The 21,035-nt window shown below is 68.1% G+C and carries 16 protein-coding genes and 1 riboswitch; of the genes, 7 read left to right on the top strand and 9 right to left on the bottom strand.

Translation table 11 applies throughout. The features are described from left to right. Positions 1–44: 44 nt before the first annotated feature. Positions 45–1,031 carry a tRNA dihydrouridine synthase DusB gene (gene dusB, locus AB8808_RS03265; protein WP_369926709.1) on the top strand — a complete coding sequence of 329 codons (987 nt, stop codon included), beginning with the start codon at positions 45–47 and terminating at the stop codon, positions 1,029–1,031. 15 nt (positions 1,032–1,046) lie between these two features. Here dusB and AB8808_RS03260 read toward each other — a convergent pair whose 3' ends face one another. Continuing rightward, positions 1,047–2,054 carry a glycoside hydrolase family 15 protein gene (locus tag AB8808_RS03260; RefSeq protein ID WP_369926707.1) on the bottom strand — a complete coding sequence of 336 codons (1,008 nt, stop codon included), beginning with the start codon at positions 2,052–2,054 and terminating at the stop codon, positions 1,047–1,049. A 156-nt stretch (positions 2,055–2,210) separates the two neighbouring features. Here AB8808_RS03260 and AB8808_RS03255 point away from each other — a divergent pair, with 156 nt between their 5' ends. Both AB8808_RS03255 and fdhD read left to right on the top strand, forming a co-directional pair. Beyond that, complete coding sequence (locus tag AB8808_RS03255; RefSeq protein ID WP_369926705.1) at positions 2,211–4,517, top strand: FdhF/YdeP family oxidoreductase; 2,307 nt, start codon at positions 2,211–2,213, stop codon at positions 4,515–4,517. Next, on the top strand, positions 4,504–5,325 hold the full coding sequence (gene fdhD / locus AB8808_RS03250; protein WP_369926703.1) for a formate dehydrogenase accessory sulfurtransferase FdhD: 822 nt from the start codon (positions 4,504–4,506) through the stop codon (positions 5,323–5,325). Before AB8808_RS03255 ends, fdhD begins: the two co-directional genes overlap by 14 nt. A gap of 10 nt (positions 5,326–5,335) precedes the next feature. Here fdhD and AB8808_RS03245 read toward each other — a convergent pair whose 3' ends face one another. Genes AB8808_RS03245 through fusA form a run of 4 tightly spaced genes read right to left on the bottom strand, consistent with a single transcriptional unit; the run spans position 5,336 to position 9,493 of the window. Beyond that, the gene (locus tag AB8808_RS03245; protein ID WP_369926701.1) at positions 5,336–5,674 is read right to left on the bottom strand and encodes a hypothetical protein; all 339 of its coding nucleotides are present in this window, start codon (positions 5,672–5,674) and stop codon (positions 5,336–5,338) included. Further along, positions 5,671–6,207: a molybdenum cofactor guanylyltransferase gene (gene mobA / locus AB8808_RS03240; protein ID WP_369926699.1), complete on the bottom strand. Its 537-nt coding sequence runs from the start codon at positions 6,205–6,207 to the stop codon at positions 5,671–5,673. Before mobA ends, AB8808_RS03245 begins: the two co-directional genes overlap by 4 nt. Further along, the gene (locus tag AB8808_RS03235; RefSeq protein ID WP_369926697.1) at positions 6,204–7,400 is read right to left on the bottom strand and encodes a molybdopterin molybdotransferase MoeA; all 1,197 of its coding nucleotides are present in this window, start codon (positions 7,398–7,400) and stop codon (positions 6,204–6,206) included. Before AB8808_RS03235 ends, mobA begins: the two co-directional genes overlap by 4 nt. Then, positions 7,397–9,493: an elongation factor G gene (gene fusA, locus AB8808_RS03230; RefSeq protein ID WP_369926695.1), complete on the bottom strand. Its 2,097-nt coding sequence runs from the start codon at positions 9,491–9,493 to the stop codon at positions 7,397–7,399. The genes AB8808_RS03235 and fusA overlap by 4 nt, the downstream gene beginning before the upstream one ends. Before the next feature lie 544 nt (positions 9,494–10,037). Between fusA and AB8808_RS03225 the strand changes: the two genes are divergently transcribed. Beyond that, positions 10,038–10,610 (top strand): aldo/keto reductase, encoded by a 573-nt coding sequence (locus AB8808_RS03225; protein ID WP_369926693.1) that lies wholly within the window; start codon positions 10,038–10,040, stop codon positions 10,608–10,610. Between the two features lie 57 nt (positions 10,611–10,667). On the opposite strand, the gene AB8808_RS03220 is transcribed toward AB8808_RS03225, so the two are convergent. Continuing rightward, entirely contained in the window at positions 10,668–12,038 is a 1,371-nt protein-coding gene (locus tag AB8808_RS03220; RefSeq protein ID WP_369926691.1) for a glycosyltransferase, read from the bottom strand. A 34-nt stretch (positions 12,039–12,072) separates the two neighbouring features. After that, a riboswitch (cobalamin riboswitch) is annotated at positions 12,073–12,294 on the top strand. 196 nt (positions 12,295–12,490) lie between these two features. On the opposite strand from AB8808_RS03220, the gene metE reads away from it, so the two are divergent. The 3 genes from metE to AB8808_RS03205 all read left to right on the top strand — a co-directional run bounded on the left by metE (position 12,491) and on the right by AB8808_RS03205 (position 17,043). After that, complete coding sequence (gene metE / locus AB8808_RS03215) at positions 12,491–14,782, top strand: 5-methyltetrahydropteroyltriglutamate--homocysteine S-methyltransferase (RefSeq protein WP_369926689.1); 2,292 nt, start codon at positions 12,491–12,493, stop codon at positions 14,780–14,782. 368 nt (positions 14,783–15,150) lie between these two features. Further along, positions 15,151–16,371 carry a methionine adenosyltransferase gene (metK, locus tag AB8808_RS03210; protein WP_036137726.1) on the top strand — a complete coding sequence of 407 codons (1,221 nt, stop codon included), beginning with the start codon at positions 15,151–15,153 and terminating at the stop codon, positions 16,369–16,371. Between the two features lie 150 nt (positions 16,372–16,521). Continuing rightward, complete coding sequence (locus tag AB8808_RS03205) at positions 16,522–17,043, top strand: DUF4142 domain-containing protein (protein ID WP_369926686.1); 522 nt, start codon at positions 16,522–16,524, stop codon at positions 17,041–17,043. Positions 17,044–17,165: 122 nt separating this feature from the next. On the opposite strand, the gene AB8808_RS03200 is transcribed toward AB8808_RS03205, so the two are convergent. The 3 genes from AB8808_RS03200 to xylF form a co-directional block, all read right to left on the bottom strand. Further along, positions 17,166–18,311 (bottom strand): sugar ABC transporter permease, encoded by a 1,146-nt coding sequence (locus AB8808_RS03200; RefSeq protein ID WP_051938464.1) that lies wholly within the window; start codon positions 18,309–18,311, stop codon positions 17,166–17,168. 40 nt (positions 18,312–18,351) lie between these two features. Then, positions 18,352–19,899, bottom strand: coding sequence for a xylose ABC transporter ATP-binding protein (locus AB8808_RS03195; RefSeq protein ID WP_285405523.1), 1,548 nt, complete (start codon positions 19,897–19,899; stop codon positions 18,352–18,354). Between the two features lie 80 nt (positions 19,900–19,979). Continuing rightward, positions 19,980–20,996, bottom strand: coding sequence for a D-xylose ABC transporter substrate-binding protein (xylF, locus tag AB8808_RS03190; protein WP_221174271.1), 1,017 nt, complete (start codon positions 20,994–20,996; stop codon positions 19,980–19,982). Positions 20,997–21,035: the final 39 nt, after the last annotated feature.

Below are 21,035 nucleotides of genomic sequence, written 5' to 3'. Positions count from 1 at the left end.
CGGGCCCGACGACGGTCGTGCCGCGGATCGCGTAAAATCACGCCATGCGCATCGGCCCCTACACCATCGCGCCCCACGTGGTGCTCGCACCCATGGCGGGCGTGACCGACAAACCGTTCCGGCTCCTGTGCAAGCGCATGGGCGCGGGCCTGGCGGTGTCCGAGATGACTGCGTCCGATCCGCGCCTGTGGAACACCCCCAAATCGCTGCGCCGGATGGACCACCAGGGCGAGCCGGAGCCGGTCAGCGTGCAGATCGCCGGCTACGACCCCGGCATGCTGGCCGAAGCCGCGAAGTACAACGCCGACAACGGCGCCCAGCTGGTCGATATCAACATGGGTTGCCCGGCCAAGAAGGTCTGCAACGTGTGGTCCGGTTCCGCCCTGCTCCAGGACGAACCCCTGGTCGCGCGTATCCTGCATGCCGTGGTCCGCGCCGTGGACGTGCCGGTCACCCTGAAGATCCGCACCGGCTGGGACCGGGAACACCGCAACGCGCTGACCATCGCGCGCATCGCCGAGGACGCCGGTATCGCGGCGCTGGCCGTGCACGGCCGCACGCGCGCCGACAAATACGAGGGTGACGCCGAATACGCCACCATTGCCGCCGTCAAGGCTGCGGTCGGCATTCCGGTGATGGCCAACGGCGACATCACCTCGCCGGAGAAGGCACGGCACGTGCTGGCCGCCACCGGCGCGGACGCGATCATGGTGGGTCGCGGCGCCCAGGGCCGGCCGTGGATCTTCCGCGAGATCGCTCATCACCTGGAAACCGGCGGCTTCCTCGCCGAGCCGTCGCCTGCCGAGGTGCGCGACATCCTCGCCGGCCATCTCGAACAGCTTTATGCGTTCTACGGCGAACGGATGGGCGTGCGCATCGCCCGCAAGCACCTGGGTTGGTACGCGAAGGACCGCCCGGAAAACGCCGCTTTCCGCCACGTGGTCAACCAGGCCGAGGACGCCGCGTCGCAGCTGCGGCTCATGCGCGAGTATTTCGATGCACTGGCCGCCGGCGTGTCGCTGGCGGCCTGACCCGAGGCATCGACCCTACACGGCCCGCTGTAGCGGGGCATCCGGCGAGACGACCGCCTGGCGCAATCCCTCCGGCAGGCCGGCATCGCCATAGCGCTCGATATAACGGGCCAGCGTGTCCGCGAAGCCCTCGTCCGAGGCCCAGCTGACCTGGTCCACGGCAGGCCGATGACCGTGCACGTGGTTCAGCAGGTCGACGCATTCCTGGCGATAACCCAGGTCCAGGAAGCGGGCCGCCGCACGGGAGCATTCCACCAGCGGCGCGGCGGCGAAGCCGCCCGTGCCGGGATGTTCACCCACGATGCCGCCACCGGGTGCGCAGCACAGCTTCAACGCCAGCACGTCGCGCAACCGTTCCTCGAAGTCGGAACCCTTGTAACGGCAGCGGTCGCTCCACCAGGTCCAGTAATGGATGGTGTCGCCCAGGCCGTGCAAGGTATCCGCGATCAATGCGGCACCGCCGTCCACCGGTGCGGCCGCCAGCACGATGGCCATGCTTTCGCCGGCGGCAAGCCGCACATGCGTCGCAGCCAGTTCGTCGGCGAAGTCCAGCGGACGTGAACACGCCACGTACCAGCCGTCCACGGTGCGCGCCTCCAGGGCGGGCGCGGCGTCCACCGCCACGGCGCACACCAGCCGGAAGGCCACCTCGCCTTCCGTGCAGCTGACCAGGCGAACGAAACGCCCCGCCGGCACCGACTCGCCCTGCCCCGGGCGGCCTTCGGCCAGCGGCATGAAGTCCACCACGCGCACCTCGCCCGTCGCCATGCGCCCGGTGGTTTCGAGCACCTGGGTGCCGGGCACGTAAGCGGCGGTCCACTCGACCGGGCCGTCCGTGTGCAGCGCCAGCAGGGCGCGGTCGGGATGCGACGGCTGCAAGGCCCCCCGCGCACGGTCGAGCGCCAGGCAGGCCAGGGACGCGTCGTCGCCCACGCGGCCGAAGCCCCGGAGATCGCCGATGGGCAGTCCACGCGGCGCGGGGGCGTCATCGTGCAGCACGGTTGCGAGCGGTTGGGCTGGCACGTTCGATTCTTCCTGGCGACGGGGAGGGGCGCCGAGCGGCGCGGAGGTTGGGGCAGCACCCGGCAAGGCCGCGTGAATGCCCTCGGCCACCGTTCAATTTCCTCGCCGACACAGGCGCGTAGAATGGCGCCAGGCGGGTCAACCTGAGGCACAGGCATGAGCGAGAACGACATTCCCGGCATCGAACCCTACGACGGTGCGGCAGGTGGGTGGGGCGCGCTCGGCGCGGTCGCCCGCGCGCTCAGCGGCCAGATGGCCCTTGCCCGCGAGTCCATCGCGCTGCACAAGGTCAACCAGCCCAAGGGCTTCGACTGCCCCGGTTGCGCCTGGCCCGATCCAAAGGAAACCTCCTCGTTCGAGTTCTGCGAGAACGGCGCCAAGGCGGTGTCGTGGGAAGCCACGGCGAAACGCGTAAAACCGGAGTTCTTCGCGGCCAATACCGTCGCCGACCTGTGGAACCTGACCGACTACGCCCTGGAGGGCCTGGGCCGGCTGACCCACCCGCTGGCCTATGACGCCGACACCGATACGTACCGCCCGATCGCCTGGGACGACGCGTTCGCGCGCATCGGCGCCGCCCTGCGCGCGCTGCCCTCGCCGGACATGGCCGAGTTCTACACGTCGGGGCGCGCCTCCAACGAGGCGGCGTTCCTTTACCAGCTGTTCGTTCGCGAATACGGCACGAACAACTTCCCCGACTGCTCCAACATGTGCCACGAGGCCACCAGCGTGGGCCTGCCGGAATCGCTGGGCTCGGGCAAGGGCACCGTGACGCTCGAGGATTTCGATCACTGCGACGCGATCTTCTGCATCGGCCACAACCCCGGCACCAACCATCCGCGCATGCTTTCTACATTGCGCGAGGCCTCGCTGCGCGGCGTGCCCATCGTCGTGCTCAACCCGCTGCCCGAGCGGGGCCTGGAACGCTTCACCTCGCCGCAACACCCGGTGGAGATGCTCACCAACAGCGCCGTGCGCATCGCCTCCACCTATTACAAGCTGAGGATCGGCGGCGACGTGGCGGTGCTCAAGGGCATGATGAAGTATCTGCTCGTCGAAGACGCCAGGGCCCTCGCCGAGGGCATGCCGGGCGTGATCGACCGGGATTTCATCGCCGCCAACACCACCGGCTTCGAGGCGCTGGTCGCCGACATCGAGGCGACCGACTGGGCGGCCATCGAACGCACCTCCGGCCTGACGCGCGCGGAGGTCGAGCACGCGGCATCCATCTATGCCCGTGCGTCCAAGGTGATCGTCTGCTACGGCATGGGCATCACCCAGCACGCGCACGGCACCGAGAACGTCCAGCAGATCGCCAACCTGTTGCTGATGCGCGGCAACATCGGCCGCGAAGGCGCCGGCATCTGCCCGCTGCGCGGCCACAGCAATGTGCAGGGCGACCGCACCGTGGGCATCACGGAGAAGCCGAACGCCGCGCTCAACGAGGGCCTTCGCAGCACCTACGGCTTCGAGCCACCGGTTGGGCATGGCCACGATGCCGTCGCCGCGGTGATCGCCATTCGCGAAGGCCGCTCGAAGGCGCTGGTGGCGCTGGGCGGCAACCTGGCCGTGGCCATGCCCGACACCGAGGAAACCTTCGCCGCCATGCGTGGCCTCGACCTCGCCGTGCATATCGCCACCAAGCTCAACCGCTCGCACCTGATCCTGGCCCGGCAGTCGTTCATACTGCCCTGCCTGGGCCGCACCGAACTGGACGAGCAGGCCACCGGGCCGCAGGCGGTCACGGTGGAGGATTCCATGTCGATGGTGCATGCGTCCGCCGGCACGCTGAAACCCGCGTCGGAACACCTGCGCTCCGAGCCGTGGATCGTCGGCGGCATCGCCAAGGCCACGCTGCCCGCCACCCGCGTGGACTGGGACCGCCTGATCGGCGATTACAACCTGATCCGCGACGACATCGAGAAGGTCTTTCCGCTCTTCCGCGACTTCAACCGGCGCGTCGGTGCACCCGGCGGTTTCCGCCTGCGCGTCGCCGCCAGCGAGCGCGCCTGGGACACGCCGGACGGCCGCGCGCATTTCCTCCTGGCTCGCGGGCTGGACGAGGATGCGCCGCTGGCCGAGGGCGACCTGATGCTCACCACCATCCGCTCGCACGACCAATACAACACCACCATCTACGGCCTCAACGACCGCTACCGCGGCGTGACCGGGCGGCGCGACGTCATCTTCCTGCACGCCGACGACCTCGCCGCACGCGGACTGAAACACGGCGATCGCATCGACGTATTCGCCACCGGCGCCAACGTGGCCGACGGCAAGGCACGCGCCGTGCGCGGGTTCACGGCGGTGGCCTACGACATCGCGCCGGGCTCCGTGGCCATGTACTACCCGGAGGGCAACGCGCTGATCGCGCTGGAAAGCCACGATCGCCGCTCCGGCACGCCGGCCTATAAATCGGTGCCCGTGCGGATCGAACGGGCGGCGGCGCATGCCGTTGCCTGATCGTAAGTCGACGGCCGGATGGGTGACGCGACCCGTGCTGCGCTTCGAGCGCGGCGCGGCCACGCAGGACGACGACCGGCTGGCCGAGGAAGTGCCGGTGGCGATGCATGTGGACGGCGAACCGTTCGCAGTGATGATGGCTACGCCGCACGACCTCGAGGACTTCGCCCGCGGTTTCGCCCTGACCGAAGGCAAGGTGGCGTCGATCGACGAGATCACGTCGATCGACATTCGTGAAGTGCTGGAGGGCGTCACGGTGGACGTGCGTACCGTGGGGCACATGCCGCGCGAGCGTCCTGTCGAACCGCCATCGCGCACCCTGCCCGGCCGCAGCGGCTGCGGCATCTGCGGCAGCCGTGAGCTGGAAGACGTGGTGCGGCATCCGCGCCCTGTCGGGGCCGGCCCGTCGATCACACCTTCCGCCATCGAACACGCCCTGGCATCCCTGCGCGGGTCGCAACCCATCAACGCATTCACCGGGTCCGTCCACGCCGCCGCCTGGGCCTTGCCGGACGGCACCCTGCTCAGCGTGCGCGAGGACGTCGGCAGGCACAACGCGCTGGACAAGCTGATCGGCGCACTGCTGGCGGCGCGCATCGACACCGACCAGGGATTCGTGGTGCTGACCAGCCGGGCCAGCTACGAGATGGTGACCAAGGCCGCCGTCGCACGTATCGCGGTGGTGGTGGCTATCTCCGCGCCTACCGCGCTGGCGGTGCATCTGGCGGCCGACTGCGGCGTGACCCTGATCGGCTTCGCACGGCCGGGGCGCTTCAACGTCTACACGCGGCCGCAGCGGATACTTTAAGGGGACGGGATCAACCGCGCCGCCGACGCAGGCTGTCCTTCACGTCCACATCGAAACGCACCGTGGTGGCGACGGTCTCATGGCCGGGTATCTCGAACACCAGGCCGTCCTTGCTAGGCAGCCGCGCCTGCAGTTCCTGCAACGCCGTGCGTGGCACTTCCATCCGCCACTCGTGCGCATCGCCTGAAAGCACGCATGCCGCGCCATCGGTGGCATCCACTGCGTAGCGCATCGTGAACACCGTGCCGAACGCTGTCGAACCCAGCAGGGCGACGTTTTCCAGCAGGACGGACAGTTCGTCCTCGTCGATGCGCACGCGGATCGTGTGGTTCTCCAGCTGCACTCTCATGCCGTCGCCTCGCGCCATTGATCGGGTGTGTTGCAATTGACCAGTCGCGGCGTCACCGCTGCGTCGAGTGGCAGCATGGCCACACCCAGTCGCGACTGCAGCGCGGCGATCGAGCATGCCGGACCGGGCTGGGTCATCAGCTCCTCAAGCGCCGTGCGTGACATCGCATCCAGGCGCAGGCGCATCGGCAGGGGGTGGCCTTGCCAGCAACTCGTGGCGTGGATGCCTGCCGACGCCAGCAAGGGCGCGAGCAGGGGCTCGCCCAGGTGCGGCATGTCCACGGGCACCACGAGCAATTCTCCGTCGGGCAGGTGGTCGGCCACGCTGGCGATACCGCCGACGGGGCCGCTGCGCGGCCAGCGGTCGGGGATGCCACCAGGCCGATCGCCGCTGACCGCGACGATGGCCGCGCCGGCGGCGTGCAATGCAAGGATCGCGCGCTGCAACAGCGTGGCACCGTCTATCACCAGTCCGGCCTTGTCACGCCCCATGCGCGAGGACAGGCCGCCGGCAAGCACCAAGCCGAGGATCATCGAGCATCCGCCGGGTCGAGGGGCCACGCATCCACCCTTCCGTTGAACGCATCCGCCGCGGACAGCCATGTGTCCGCCTGCGTGTAAGGCACGATGCGATAGGCGGCCTGAGCCGGCATGACGCACACCCTCGTTTCGCCATCGATGTCATCGATGAATCGACCGAGGGCGAAGTGATGCAGGCCCTCGCGCAAGCTCACGCCTTCCGCGACGCGCACGCGCTGCGGGCGTTCGGGAGGCAAGCCCGCCATCGCGCGCAGCACCGGCGCCACGAAGAAGCGATAGCCCACCGCGACGGCCATGGGGTTGCCCGGCAGGCCGAGCACCAGCGGGCCGTCGTCGAAGCGGGCGGCGAGCAACGGCTTGCCCGGCCGCATCGCCACCTTGTGGAACAGGGTATGCGCGCCCAGTGCCGACAGCGTGGTGGGAACGAAGTCGAACCGACCGGCCGACACGGCACCCGTGGTGACGATCAGGTCCACACCGGCCACCAGGGCGTCGGCGATGGCCTCGTGGAAAGCCGTACCGACATCGGGAACCTGCCGACGGAAGACCAGCCCGGCGCCCCAGCGCAGCAAGCTGGCCGCGAGGAACGGGCCGTTGGAATCGTGGATGCCACCGGCCGGCAGCGCACCGGCGGGATGCAACTCGCTGCCCGTGGCGATGATGGCCACACGCGGCCGCCGTACGACATCGACGCCGTCGATACCCAACGCGGCCAGCAGCATGACGGCCGACGCATCGATACGCCGGCCAGCGTGCAAGGCGACGCTGCCCGAACGGATGTCCCCACCGACGGTGCGCACGTTCTGGCCCCGCGGTTCGTCCGCAAGAAAACGTACGCGATCGCCGTCGCGCTCGCAGCGCTCCAGCGGCACCACGCTATCGAAGCCTTCCGGCATGCGCGCCCCGGTGGCGATCTCGCAACATTCTGCTTCCGGGTAGGCCGGCGCGCCATCGCCCGCGGCATGCATGGCGGCCACACGATAGCCGGTACCGGCGGCGATGGAGGCCCCGGGGGCCCGTAACGCGTAGCCATCCATGGCCGCGTTGTCGAACCCCGGTAGCGATAGCGGGCTGACGACATCGGCGGCGAGGACCCGCCCCGCCGCCTTGTCGAGCCCTGGATGCTCACTGCTAAGCGTCCTGCATTCGGCGAGCAACCGCGTCACGGCATCGGGATAGGCAATCATCCGCCAAGACTAACGGCAGCACGCCCCGCATGCGACACCTCCTGCGCCGACGCCGGACGGTAGGCATGGAACGCCACCGTGGCCGATGCGCGCCCCTGGCTCAGCGAACGCAGCGCGGTGCTGTAGCCATCCAGCCGGGCCAGCGGCACGTCGGCTTCGATCGCCGTGCGCGCCTGTGCCTCGGTGAGCTGGACGATATGCCCGCCACGGCGTTGCAGGTCGCCGAGCACATCGCCGACGGCCGTGCCCGGGGTGCTGACCGATACCCGCATCACCGGCTCCAGCAGTACCGTGCCTGTCGCCTCCAGGGCGGCTTTCACTGCCATCTGCGCGGCCCGATGGAAGGCCGCCTCGTTCGAATCCACCGCGTGGGCCTGGCCGTCGAGCACCGTCACGCCGGCACCGACCACGGGGTGACCACGCGGGCCCTCGAGCAGCGCCGACCGCACGCCCTTCTCCACGGCCGACTGGAAGGCCTTCGGAATGACGCCACCAGTGCTGCGGTCCTCGAAGCGATTGCCCGCCTCGCCGGTCGGGGCCAGCGACAGCACGACACGCGCGTACTGCCCGCTGCCGCCGGTCTGCTTGGCCAGCTTGCCTTCGACCGGACCGGAGGCCTTCGCCGGGGTTTCCTGGTAGGCCACGCGCGGCGAACCGGTACGTACCGACACACCCCATTCGCGGCGAAGGCGCTCGACCATCACCTCCAGGTGCAGTTCGCCCATGCCCCAGACCAGCGTCTCGCCGGTATCCGGATCGGTGCCCACGCGAAACGACGGGTCCTCCTGCGCCAGTCGCGCCAGGCCGTTGCCGAGCTTGAGCAGGTCGGCGGAGCGCTCCGGCGACAACCGCCAGGACAGCACGGCCGGCTGCGCCTGGATCGTCTCCAGCCTTACCGGGCGATGCGGGTCGGCCAGCGTTTCGCCCGTGGCGACGTCCTTCCAGCCGGCGACGGCTACGATGTCGCCCGCTTCGGCAAACTCGACGGCGTCGGTTTCGTCGGCACGCACGACGGCAAGCCGGCCCACGCGCTGGACGCGATCGGTGCCGCTGCGCCACACCGCATCGCCGACGCGCAGGCGTCCGGCATAGACACGCACGAACGCCAGCGGGCCATGCGCCTGGTGGACCACCTTGAAGACCAGCGCCGCCAGGGGCGCCTGCGCATCGGGCAGCACCGCGATGTCACCGTCGTCGGCATGCGCGACCACGGGCGGACGATCCACCGGCGACGGCAGATAGTCGACCATCGCATCGAGCAACGCCTCGATGCCGACGTTGCGGAACGCAGAGCCCGCCAACACCGGCGAACCGATGCCCGCCAGCGTGCCGCGGCGCAACGCTGCGCGCAGTTCGTTCGCCGTGATCGGTTCGTCCGCCAGCCAAAGAGCGGCGAGCGTGTCGTCGTGATCGGCCACCGCGGCCACGAGGTCCGCACGCGCGGCCGCATGGACGGCGCGCTCGGCGGCATCCCACGCGTGCACGCCGGCCGGACCGGCGGCATCGAAGCGCCACGTGCGCTCACCGACCAGGTCGACCAGGCCGGTCATGTGTTCGGCCTCGATGACCGGCCGCGCGACGACCCAAGGGCGGGCGCCCAGCGTGTCCCGCATCTGCGCGACCACGGCATCGAAGTCCGCCCCCGGGCGATCCATCTTGTTGACGAACGCCATGAGCGGCACGCCATGGCGGCGTGCCTGGTGCCACACCGTTTCCGATTGCGGCTGCACGCCCGCCACGCCGGAAAAGACGGTGACCGCGCCGTCGAGCACGCGCAACGAACGTTCCACCTCGATCGCGAAATCGATGTGTCCCGGGGTATCGATAAGGGTAAGCCGATGCGGCTCGCCGCCATCCGGCGTCCACTGCGCGCGCACGGCCGCGGCACCGATCGTGATGCCGCGCTCGCGCTCGAGCTCCATGTGGTCGGTGGTGGTCGCGCCGTCGTGCACCTCACCCGTGCGATGGATCGCGCCGGAGGCGTAAAGCAGGCGCTCGGTGAGCGTGGTCTTGCCTGCATCCACGTGCGCGATGATGCCAAGGTTGCGCCAGCGGTCGACGGGAATGCGGGTATCGCGGTTGACGGTGTTCATGGGTGACAGTGTCCTGAAGGGATCGCCAGGGGCGTGGACGAGGGGGCAAGCGAGGCACTCCCCGATCCGACGACCGCCGCCCCTGGCGGAGCCGGACGGGTCAGGATCGGGGGTCGCGGCGGTTCTTCATGGCACGTGCACTCCGGAGACGACGAAAAAAAGTCAAAAAAAAGCACCCTTGCGGGTGCTGTCGACAGGCTGCTGGCGCCGGCCGCCTAGGAGGGCGTGCCGCACCGCACGAAGCGCGCGCACCCGCGACGCGCCCCAGGGGCGATCGATAGGCGGTGCTTCAAATCGTGCTTGCAACGGAACATGGGGTGGCGCTCTTCAAAGGTTGGCAGGGATGACACCATAGCGTCGTGCGCATGACATAGGGGCATGCACGACGCTTTCAAGCACGCCATCGAAAGATTACGAAGACTATATCCGGTCGAGCGGCGTCGCGAAGACGCCAAAAGCAGCGGCGGGGATGTCACGGGAGCTCTATGCCACGTCCACGTGACATCCGCCAAGATCGCTGTTTCTTTCCATGGAGTCCCTACCCATGCGCTACGTGAAACTCGGCCGCACTGGCCTGGAAATCTCCCCCGTCGTCCTGGGTTGCATGACCTACGGCGTGCCCGACCGCGGCAACCACGCATGGACGCTGGATGAAGCGCAGAGCCGCCCCTTCCTGCGCAAGGCGCTGGACCTGGGCATCAATACGTTCGATACCGCCAACGCCTACTCGGATGGCACCTCCGAGGAAATCGTCGGCCGCGCGCTGCTCCCGTGGAGCCCGCTCGCACGCGGACGGCTGACGCGCGACTGGGACGAAGACAGCACCCGGCAGCAGAGCGATGTGTTCGGCAGCACGCTTTACGGCGCCACGGAAGATGCCGACCGTGCCACCGTTTCGGCGGTGAAGCAGGTGGCGGAAGCGCGCGGCGTACCGCGGGCACAGGTGGCTCTGGCATGGGTCGCGCAGCGCGAAGGCATTACCGCGCCGATCGTGGGCGCATCGAAGCCGCAGCACCTGGACGATGCCGTGGCGGCGATCGAGCTTACGCTGACCGCCGACGAGATCGCCACGCTGGAGGGCGCTTATACGCCCAGGGCCATTGCGGGCTTCGAATGATGCATGCCCTGCCCAAATGACGCGCAATCGCCGCGCACCGACGCGTGGCGGTTGCGATCAGCGCGCTGTCGAAGGGGCGGGTGAATGCCGCCGCGTTTCGATCGCCTTTTCGATAACGTCGGCGGCCTGTGACGCACCCGTTTCCGCCCGGATAGCCGCAGCCGCGCGTTGCGCGCGCAGGGCGACGCCTTCGTCGGCAAGCAACTCGCGCAACCGCGCGGCGGCGCGATCCGCACGATAACGAGCCGCTGGCAACACGGCGCCCACGCCGAGTCGAACCACTCGCGCCGCGTTGTCCGGCTGGTCGAACCCATGCGGCACGACCAGGGAGGGGCAGCCGGCGCGGAGGGCTTCCTGAGTGGTGCCTACGCCGCCGTGATGCACGACGGCCGCGGCACGTTCGAACAGGGCGCCGTGCGCGGCGTATTCGACGGCAAGCACGCCATCGGGCAGCACGGTCGGCAGGCGCGAACGCATTTCCGGCGATCCCGTCAGCAGCACGGCGCGGCGGCCAAGCATCGCGGCGGCACCCAGGCTTTCGCGAAGGAAGCCTTCGCCCGCGTGGACCGCGGCCGAGCCCAGCGTGAACACCAGCGGTGGATCGCCGGCGTCGAGGAACGCCGTGAGCAGTGGCGGCAGGCTGCCCCGGGAGGGAGCGTAACGACAGTAGCCGGTCACCACGGTGCGCGCCGGGGCATCGGCCGGCGCCTGCCCCAGCAACGGGGAGTACATCGCCAGCACACCGTCGCGCGCGTGCTGGCCGCGGTGGAAGGGATCGCCCCCTGCCGATACCGGCGCCAGGCCGAGCGACTGGCGGAATCGGCGCACCGGGCGCGTCCACGGTGCCGTGACGTGCTCGGCCAGACGGCGAAGCCAGGCACCGCGGCGTGGCGTGGCGCGCAGGAAGCGGTCGAGCACCGCCAGGCCTGTGGCGGGCGGATCGTACGCCGACAGGAACGCGGCCGGCGACAGTACCGCCGACAGCCAGGCGACAGCCGTGGTCTCCCCGAGGATCTGCGCGGCGAAGGCCAGTGTGGTCGTGACGATGGCGTCCGCATCCGTGCAGACGGGCGCCAGCGCCCGGTAGCTCGCCGCCACATCCGCAGCCGCCAGGTCGCGAACGACGAAACGCGGGCCGCGTAGCGGGTGGAACGCGCGCGCGGCAAAGGCGGCCTTGTCCTCCGGCTCGGCGATGCCGCTGGCCAGGAGGAAGCGCAAACCAGCGTCCGCCACCGCCTCGCGATGGATGGCGTGCGCGGCCACGGTGACCCGGTGCCCGCGCGCCGCCAACTCCCGGCCCACCGCCAGGAAGGGAAACAGGTCGCCCTGTGACCCGACCGTCGCCATCACGATGTGTCGCCCCGCCATGTCCTGCCTCCCGTCGATGTCCAGGCGCATCCTCGCGGCCGGCATGTCGAGGCGATGCATGCCGCCCGCGTTGACCTGGCCCCGTCACGCAGGCTAGTCTTCGCTCGCCAGCGGTCTTTATCTCTCTATTCGAATGGAGAGATAAAAGCTAAGAGGGAAGCCGGTGCGAATCCGGCGCTGCCCCGCAGCGGTATGTGGAGACGAACGCGTCACAGGCACTGGATCGAACAACGATCCGGGAAGCGACGCGCAAGGCGGCACCTTTCCCGGTGCCACATCCACGAGCCCGAAGACCTGCCGCCGGCCTGAGCGCGGGTACCGTCATGGGTACCCGCGCTCCGCACGACCTGGACCCACCGCGCCTGCGTGGTGGCCCGGTTCGCCCGCGGGGGCGAAGGTCGACGGCACGCCGCATGACACCCACGACGCCGCGCACCTGCGTGCGGCGGCGCGCGCGTATCCGGCAGCGGGCCGCCCTTCCCTCCTCTTTGCCACGAAGAGGACGTATCCACATGCCACACGTTACCTACCCCGGTTTTCCCCGCATCGGCAGACGCCGTGAACTCAAGCGCGCCCTCGAAAGCCACTGGCGGGGCGACACCGACCGCGAGGCCCTGTTCACGGTGGCCCGCCAGCTGCGCGAGCGGCACTGGCAACTCGCCCGCGAGGCCGGCGCCGACAGCGTGCCGGTCAACGACTTTTCCCTGTACGACCACGTGCTCGATGCCGCCGTCGCGGTGGATGCCATCCCCGACCGCTACCGCGACCTGCATACGCGGGACGCCCTGGCCGGCTACTTCGCCATGGCGCGCGGTCGCCAGGACGACACGGTGGACCTGCACGCACTGGAAATGACCAAGTGGTTCGATACCAACTACCACTACATCGTTCCGGAACTGCACGCGGGCCAGGTCTTCGCCACCCGGGCCGACAAGGCGGTGGCGGAATACCGTGAGGCCGTGGCCGCGGGCCATACGGCGCGCCCGGTGCTACTGGGGCCGTTGAGCTTCCTGCGCCTGGCCAAGACCGTGGACGGCAGCGATCCCCTTGCCCTGCTGGATGCCCTGTTGCCGGCCTGGAGCGGCTTGCTCGACGCGCTGACGGAGGCAGGTGCCGACTGGATACAGGTCGACGAACCGGCCCTCGTGCTGGACCTCGACCCGGCCTGGCAGGCGGCGTACCGGTCGGCGTACGCCGCCATCGGCGAGCGCAAGCGCGGACGTATCCTCCTGGCCACGTACTTCGGCGAACTGGGGGCCAACCTGGCCCTGGCCACATCGTTGCCGGTGGCCGGCCTGCACGTGGACCTGGCCCGCGCGCCCGGGCAACTGGACCAGGTGATCGACGCGCTGCCCGCCGGGAGCGTGTTGTCCGCCGGCGTGCTCGACGGCCGCAACATCTGGCTGAGCGACCCCGCGATCATCGGCCCGCGCATCGCCCATGCACGCAAGCGCCTGGGTGACGATCGGCTCTGGCTGTCCACCTCGTGCTCACTGTTGCACGTGCCCATCGACGCCGCCGAGGAAAAGCGCCTGCCCGGCGCGATCGGCGAGTGGCTGTCGTTCGCCCGGCAGAAGATCGTCGAACTGCGCCGCTACGCCGATGCCGCGACCGGCGACGAGGCCGCGCAACGCGTGCTCGCCCGCCAGCACGATACGGTGGAGGCGCGTCGCCGCTCGCCCGACGTGGTGCGCGCCGAGGTGCGTACGCGCGTGCGCGGGCTGACACCGCAGTTCGGCCAGCGCCGTTCGGCCTATGCGTTCCGGGCCAACGTGCAGCGTGAGCGCTTCGGGCTACCCGACCTGCCCACCACCACCATCGGCTCGTTCCCGCAGACCGCCGACCTGCGGCTCGCACGTGCCGCCCACCGGTCCGGCAAGCTGGACGACGAGGCCTACCAGGCTGTGCTGCGTGACGAAGTACGCCGCGCGGTGACGTTCCAGGACGAGGTAGGGCTGGATGTCCTCGTGCACGGCGAGCCCGAGCGCAACGACATGGTGGAGTACTTCGGCGAGCAGCTGCAGGGCTATGCGTTTACCTCGCTGGGCTGGGTGCAGAGCTACGGCTCGCGCTGCGTCAAGCCACCGATCATCTACGGCGACGTGGCCCGTCCGGCGGCGATGACGGTCGCCTGGTCCAGCTACGCGCAATCGCTGACCAACAAGCCCATGAAGGGCATGCTGACGGGCCCGGTGACCATGCTGCAATGGTCGTTCGTGCGCGACGACCTGCCCCGCGCCGAGGTCTGCCGGCAGATCGCGCTGGCCCTGCGCGACGAGGTGCACGACCTGGAAAAAGCCGGCATCGGCATCGTGCAGATCGACGAGCCCGCGCTGCGCGAGGGCCTGCCGCTGCATCGCGCCGACTGGGCCGATTACCTCGGCTGGGCGGTGGACGCGTTCCGGATCACGGCCGGCGGCGTGAGCGACGCTACCCAGATCCACACCCACATGTGCTACTCGGAGTTCAACGACATCATCGAGGCCGTCGCGGCCATGGATGCGGACGTCATCTCCATCGAGACCAGCCGCTCGCGCATGGAACTGCTGGATGCCTTCACCCGCTTCCGCTACCCGAACGGCATCGGTCCCGGGGTCTACGACATCCATTCGCCCCGCGTACCGGCCGAGGCCGAGATGGCCGACCTGCTGGACCGGGCACTTAAGGTGCTGCGACCCGACCAGTTGTGGGTCAATCCGGATTGCGGCCTGAAGACCCGTGACTGGCCGGAAGTGGCCGAGGCGCTGAAAGGCATGGTCTGGGTCGCCCGAACGGCCCGGGAAAAGCTGACGACGGCGGCATAAAAGGACCGGTAGGAGCCCACGACGTGGGCGAACCCTCAGACCACACCCGGCGAATGAAGCCATGGACCGCATCCATGCCGGCGTTTCCGTGCGACGAACGAAGCAGCTTCAAAAGCGCCCAGGCGAGTCTGAAAACGCTCGCCTGGGCACGAGGTCGGCTTTTTTCGCCATAGCTACGTAGACGGTTCGCCCACATCGTGGGCTCCTACACGGAAGGGGCGGGTCCGGTTAATCGGGCCCGGCCCCTGAACATCCATGCAATCGTCACCGTCGAGGCGTACCCTCCCCCGCTGCAAACCGGCGATGGGGGGTGTATCATGGCGCGCCCCATTTATCTCTTTATCCGTAAAGAAGGATATATACCCTCGATGAGCAATTACCTCTTCACCTCCGAGTCGGTCTCCGAAGGCCACCCGGACAAGATCGCCGACCAGATCTCCGACGCCGTCCTGGACGCCATCCTGGCCCAGGACCCGCGTGCACGCGTGGCCTGCGAGACGCTGGTGAAGACCGGTGTCGCCATCGTCGCGGGTGAAATCACCACCAGCGCCTGGATCGACCTGGAAGCGCTGACCCGCAAGGTCATCCTCGACATCGGCTACGACTCCTCGGACGTCGGCTTCGATGGCGAGACCTGCGGCGTGCTCAACCTGATCGGCAAGCAGTCGCCGGACATCAATCAGGGCGTGGATCGCAAGAAGCCGGAAGAACAGGGCGCGGGCGACCAGGGCCTGATGTTCGGCTACGCCACCAACGAGACCGCCGAATACATGCCGGCGGCCATCCATTACGCCCACCGCCTCGTCGAGCAGCAGACCAAAGTCCGCAAGAAGAAGAACTCGCCGCTGCCGTGGCTGCGCCCGGATGCCAAGAGCCAGGTCACCCTGCGCTACGAAAACGGCGAAGCAGTGGCCATCGACGCCGTCGTGCTCTCCACCCAGCACGATCCGGACGTGAAGCAGAAGGACCTGATCGAAGGCGTGCGCGAGCTGATCCTCAAGCCGGTGCTGCCGGCCAAGCTGCTGCACAAGGGCACCAAGTTCCACATCAACCCGACCGGCAAGTTCGTGATCGGCGGTCCCGTGGGCGACTGCGGCCTCACCGGTCGCAAGATCATCGTCGACACCTACGGCGGCTGGGCCCGTCACGGTGGCGGTGCGTTCTCGGGCAAGGATCCGTCCAAGGTCGACCGTTCGGCCGCCTACGCCGCGCGTTACGTCGCCAAGAACATCGTGGCGGCCGGCCTGGCCGACCGTTGCGAAATCCAGGTCAGCTACGCCATCGGCGTGGCCGAGCCCACCTCCATCTCGGTCACCACCTTCGGCACGGGCAAGATCGCCGACGACAAGATCGAGAAGCTGATCCGCAAGCACTTCGACCTGCGCCCGTACGGCATCATCCAGATGCTCGACCTGGTGCACCCGATGTACCAGCCGACGGCTTCCAACGGCCACTTCGGCCGCAAGCCCTACGAGATCACCGACAAGAACGGCAACACGTTCACGGCGTTCTCGTGGGAGAAGACCGACAAGGCCGACATCCTGCGCGAGGCCGCCGGCCTCGGTGCGAAGGTCGCTCGCGTCAAGTAAGAATCACGCGATACGCATGACGTAACGGGCGCCTTCGGGCGCCCGTTTTCGTTGGTGGCATCGGCGGCGCGCGGCAGTCCGGTGCGGCAAGGTCACGAGCCTTTCATGGCCGGAATGCGACATCTGGGCCCTGTTATCGGAGGATCCACCATGTCCCGTACCCTGCCCCGCTTCCTCGCCGCCACGCTGCTGGTGGCCGCCCTGCCCTTCGCCGCCCATGCCCAGGTCAAGGATTCCAAGGGTGGCAGCGCCACCGACGCCGGCTTCGTCACCAACGCCAGCGGCGCGGGCCTGACCGAGGTCGAACTGGGCAAGCTGGCGCAGACCAACGCCGGCTCGGCGAAGGTGAAGGCCTTCGGCCAGAAGATGATCGACGACCACACCAAGGCGGGCGAGGAACTGAAGGGCCTCGCTGCCGGCGATCGTGGTTACGCCACCGCGGAAGCACCGCCGCCGGCCAACCAGAAGGACATCGATGCGCTGAAGCGCATGAACGGTGCGGCCTTCGACAAGGAGTTCGCCAAGGTGATGGTGGCCGACCACGAAAAGGCCGTGGCGATCTTCGAGGTCGAAGCAGAGAAGGGGTCCAACAAGGAGCTGCAGGCGTTCGCCAAGAAGACCCTGCCGACGCTGAAGCAGCACCTGAAGATGGCCCGCAACCTCGACAAATAACGAGGCATAGCCAACCCACGCAGGAGCGCACGGTGTGCGCGAACGGGTAATGCGGAAGGTTTATGTATTCCGTCACCACCCATCGCGCACATCGTGCGCTCCTACATGGTGGTTATGGGCGATCAGCCGTTGCGGTTGGAGCCGGAGAGGACGTCCACCCACACGGCGAGGACCAGGATGGCGCCCTTGATGATCATCTGCCAGGAATTGTCCACGTCCATCAGCTGCATGCCGCTGTCGAGGCTGGCCATGACCAGGGCGCCGATCAGCGCACCGTAGACCGTGCCCGAACCGCCGCGCATGGAGGTGCCGCCGATGAAACAGGCCGAGATGGCGTCCAGCTCGCCGCCGGTACCGGCGGAAGGTGAACCGGAGCCCGTGCGTGCCACCGTGATGATGCCGGCGAAGGCGCACATCAGGCCCATCAGCGCGAACACCACCAGCTTGACCCGGGCCACGTTGACGCCGGACAGGCGCGTGGCTTCCATGTTGCCGCCGACGGCGTAGATGTGCCGGCCGAACACCGTCTGCGTCGACACGTAGGTGAACACCGCCAGCAGGCCGAGCAGGATCATCACCGGGATGGGGATGCCGTTGGCGTCGTTGAGCGTGCGCACGAAGGCGAAGATGACCGCACCGATCGCCACCAGCTTGACCACGTCGATCCACGTCGCGGCCTGCTGCAGGCCGAGCTTCGACCGGCGCAGCCGACGGCGGACGGTCAACGCGACCATGGCGAGGAAGATGACGCCGCCGATCCAGCGCGACATCTCAACCGGCACGAAGCCCTGGCCCAGCTGGATCAGGTCGTCCGGTGCCGGCGCGATGGTGGAACTGCCGGTGATGTAGAGCACGATGCCGCGGAACGCCAGCATGCCACCCAGGCCGACGATGAACGAGGGCACGCGCATCTTCGTGACCACGAAGCCGTTGAACGCGCCGATAGCCAGGCCCAGCAGCATCACCACGCCGATGGACGGCCATGTACCCCAGCCCTGGTTGACCGTGAGGATGGCGACGACGCCTCCCAGCAGGCCGAGCTGCGAGCCGATCGACAGGTCGATCTCGCCCGCGATGATGACGAACACCATGCCGCAGGCAAGCATGCCGGTGATGGCCATCTGCCGGAACAGGTTGGACAGGTTGCCCGGCGTGATGAACGCCGCGTCGGTCTTGACGTGGAAGAACACCCATATGAGCGCGACGGCGATGAGCAGCGCGAGGATCTTGTAGCGGACGAACAGTTGCTGGATTTGCTGGGCCTGCATGGAGGAGCTTCCGTGGTGGCGCGTGAAAGGGTTCGAAGGATCAGGCCGCGTGAGCGGGGCCTTCGGCGGCATGGGAGATCGCAGCCTCGAGGACCTGCTCCTGGGTGAGACCGACGTTCTTGAAATCGCCGCGAAGCTTGCCCTCGCCGACGACGAGCACGCGATCGCTCACACCGAGCACCTCGGGCATTTCCGAGGACACCATGATGATGGCGACGCCTTTCGCCGCCAGCTCGAACATCAGCTTGTAGATGTCGTACTTGGAGCCGACGTCCACGCCGCGCGTGGGCTCGTCGAGGATCAACACCTTCGGCCCGGGCAGCAGCATCTTGGTCAGCACCGCCTTCTGCTGGTTACCGCCGGACAGGCCGACGATGGCCAGTTCGGGGCTGGCGGTCTTCACACGCAGCCGCTTGATCTCGGCGTCGACCACCTGCAGCTCGGCCTGGCGATCGATCTGGCCGGCGTGCGCGTAATGCGCCAGCGTGGCCAGGGTGATGTTATCGCCGACACCGAGCAGCGGCACGATGCCCTGGCGCTTGCGATCTTCCGGCACCAGCGACAGGCCGGCCTTGATCGCCTGCTCGGGCGAACGGATCTTCACCGGCTTGCCTTCCAGCACCAGCTCCGCTTCGTAGCGGCCCGGGTAGGCACCGAAGATGGCCGAGACCAGCTCCGTGCGGCCCGCGCCCACCAGCCCGGCGATGCCGAGGATCTCGCCGCGACGCACGGCGAAGGAGATGTCGTCGACCCGCTTGCGGTTCGGGTTGGCCACGTCCCAGCAGGTGACGTGCTTCGCCTCGAAGATCACCTCGCCGATGTCGTGGTCCATCTTCGGGAACAGGTTCTCGATCTCGCGGCCCACCATCGCAGTGATGATGGAATGCGTGGTCATCTCGCTCATGGGCTTCGTGACGATGTGCTTGCCGTCGCGGATGACCGTGACCGTATCGCAGACCCGCGCCACTTCATCCAGCTTGTGCGAGATGTAGACGCAGGCCACGCCGTCGCGCTTCAGGTCTTCGATGATCGACAGCAACGTGTCGGTCTCGGACGAGGTGAGCGACGAGGAAGGTTCGTCGAGGATCAGCAGGCGCGCATTCTTGGCCAGCGCCTTGGCGATCTCGAACAGTTGCTGGTAGCCGCCGCCGTAGTTCATGACCGGGGCCGCGACGTTGACATCCTTCAGCTTCAGCCGGGCCAGCAGGGCCTCGGCCTTGGCGTACATGGCGTCGTAGTCCATCACGCCGCCGAACTTGCGGATCTCGTTGCCCAGGAAGATGTTCTCGGCGACGGAGAGCTGCGGTACCAGCATCAGCTCCTGGTGGATGATGACGATGCCGGCGTGTTCGCTGTCGCGCACGGACTGCGCCTGCAGTGGCTTGCCGTCGAACAGGATCTCGCCTTCCCAGGTGCCGTAGGGATACACGCCGGAAAGCACTTTCATCAACGTGGACTTGCCTGCGCCGTTCTCGCCGCACAGGCCGACGCACTCGCCGGGCCGCACGGCCAGGTCGATGCCATTGAGCGCGCGCACGCCGGAAAACTCCTTGACGATCTGGCGCATCTCGAACAGGTATTCGCTCACGGTGTTCCTCTCTCATGGCGACGCCCCGCACCAGGGCGGGGCGTCCCGATCTTACGCTTTAACGCCCTGCGCCTGACGCCTTACTGGCCGACCTGCGCCTGGGTGTAGAAGCCGTCCTTGACCACCAGGTCGACATTGGCCTTGGTCAGCGCCGTCGGCGACAGCAGGATGGTGTTGATGTCGCCGGTGCCGTTGTTCATCTTCGAGGTGAAGTTGGGCGTCTTGCCCTGGGCGAGGTCGACGGCGAGGTTGGCGGCATCCGTGGCGATCGTCTTGATCGGCTTGTACACCGTCATGGTCTGCGTACCGGCCTTGATCCGCTTGATCGCGGCGAGGTCGGCGTCCTGGCCCGACACGGCCACCTTGCCGGCCAGCTTCTGGCCGTTCAGCGCGGCGATGGCGCCACCCGCGGTGCCGTCGTTGGAGGCGACGATGCCCTGGATGTCGTTCTTGCTGGCGGTGAGCGCGTTCTCGATGATCTTCTGCGCATTGGCGGCCAGCCACTCGTTGGTCCACTGCGAACCGACGATCTTCACCGCACCGCTCTTGACCAGCGGGTCGATGACCTTCATCTGGCCTTCGCGGAGGATCTTGGCGTTGTTGTCGGTCGGCGCGCCGCCGAGCAGGAAGTAGTTGCCCTTGCCACCGGTGGCGTCGACCACGCCCTGTGCCTGCATCTGGCCGACCTTGTCGTTATCGAACGAGATATAGGCGTCCACGGGCGCACCCAGGATCAGGCGGTCGTACGAGATCACCTTGATACCGGCTGCCTTGGCCGACTTGACCACGTTGGTCAGCGTCTTGGCGTTGAACGGCACGATGACGATGACGTCGACCTTGCGTGCGATCAGGCCTTCGATCTGCTGGATCTGCTTCTGCTCGTTGGCGTCGGCGGACTGCACCGACACGGTGGCGCCCTTGGCTTCGGCCGCGGCCTTGAAGTAGTCGCGATCCTTGGTCCAGCGCTCCACGCGCAGGTCGTCGATGGAGAAGCCGATCACCGGCTTTTCCTTGCTGGCGTGCGCCTGCGGAGCGCCGAAGATGCCGGCGCCGACCATCGAAACGGCGAGTAGGGTGTATAGGGCCTTCTGCTTCATGCTCATCTCCATGCTTGGGTACACCCCCGGTCGGGGTGG

This window comes from Xanthomonas sp. NCPPB 2632 (assembly GCF_041228075.2).
Classification (GTDB): Bacteria; Pseudomonadota; Gammaproteobacteria; order Xanthomonadales; family Rhodanobacteraceae; genus Luteibacter.
Note: the sequence above shows the minus strand (reverse complement) of the source record. Positions and strands in the feature narration are given on the sequence as shown.

Coding starts and splice junctions, on each gene's coding strand:
- dusB (WP_369926709.1), top strand. CDS start 45: ATGCGCATCGGCCCCTACACCATCGCGCCCCACGTGGTGCTCGCACCC.
- AB8808_RS03255 (WP_369926705.1), top strand. CDS start 2,211: ATGAGCGAGAACGACATTCCCGGCATCGAACCCTACGACGGTGCGGCA.
- fdhD (WP_369926703.1), top strand. CDS start 4,504: ATGCCGTTGCCTGATCGTAAGTCGACGGCCGGATGGGTGACGCGACCC.
- AB8808_RS03245 (WP_369926701.1), bottom strand. CDS start 5,674: ATGAGAGTGCAGCTGGAGAACCACACGATCCGCGTGCGCATCGACGAG.
- mobA (WP_369926699.1), bottom strand. CDS start 6,207: ATGATCCTCGGCTTGGTGCTTGCCGGCGGCCTGTCCTCGCGCATGGGG.
- AB8808_RS03235 (WP_369926697.1), bottom strand. CDS start 7,400: ATGATTGCCTATCCCGATGCCGTGACGCGGTTGCTCGCCGAATGCAGG.
- fusA (WP_369926695.1), bottom strand. CDS start 9,493: ATGAACACCGTCAACCGCGATACCCGCATTCCCGTCGACCGCTGGCGC.
- AB8808_RS03225 (WP_369926693.1), top strand. CDS start 10,038: ATGCGCTACGTGAAACTCGGCCGCACTGGCCTGGAAATCTCCCCCGTC.
- AB8808_RS03220 (WP_369926691.1), bottom strand. CDS start 12,038: ATGCATCGCCTCGACATGCCGGCCGCGAGGATGCGCCTGGACATCGAC.
- metE (WP_369926689.1), top strand. CDS start 12,491: ATGCCACACGTTACCTACCCCGGTTTTCCCCGCATCGGCAGACGCCGT.
- metK (WP_036137726.1), top strand. CDS start 15,151: ATGAGCAATTACCTCTTCACCTCCGAGTCGGTCTCCGAAGGCCACCCG.
- AB8808_RS03205 (WP_369926686.1), top strand. CDS start 16,522: ATGTCCCGTACCCTGCCCCGCTTCCTCGCCGCCACGCTGCTGGTGGCC.
- AB8808_RS03200 (WP_051938464.1), bottom strand. CDS start 18,311: ATGCAGGCCCAGCAAATCCAGCAACTGTTCGTCCGCTACAAGATCCTC.
- xylF (WP_221174271.1), bottom strand. CDS start 20,996: ATGAAGCAGAAGGCCCTATACACCCTACTCGCCGTTTCGATGGTCGGC.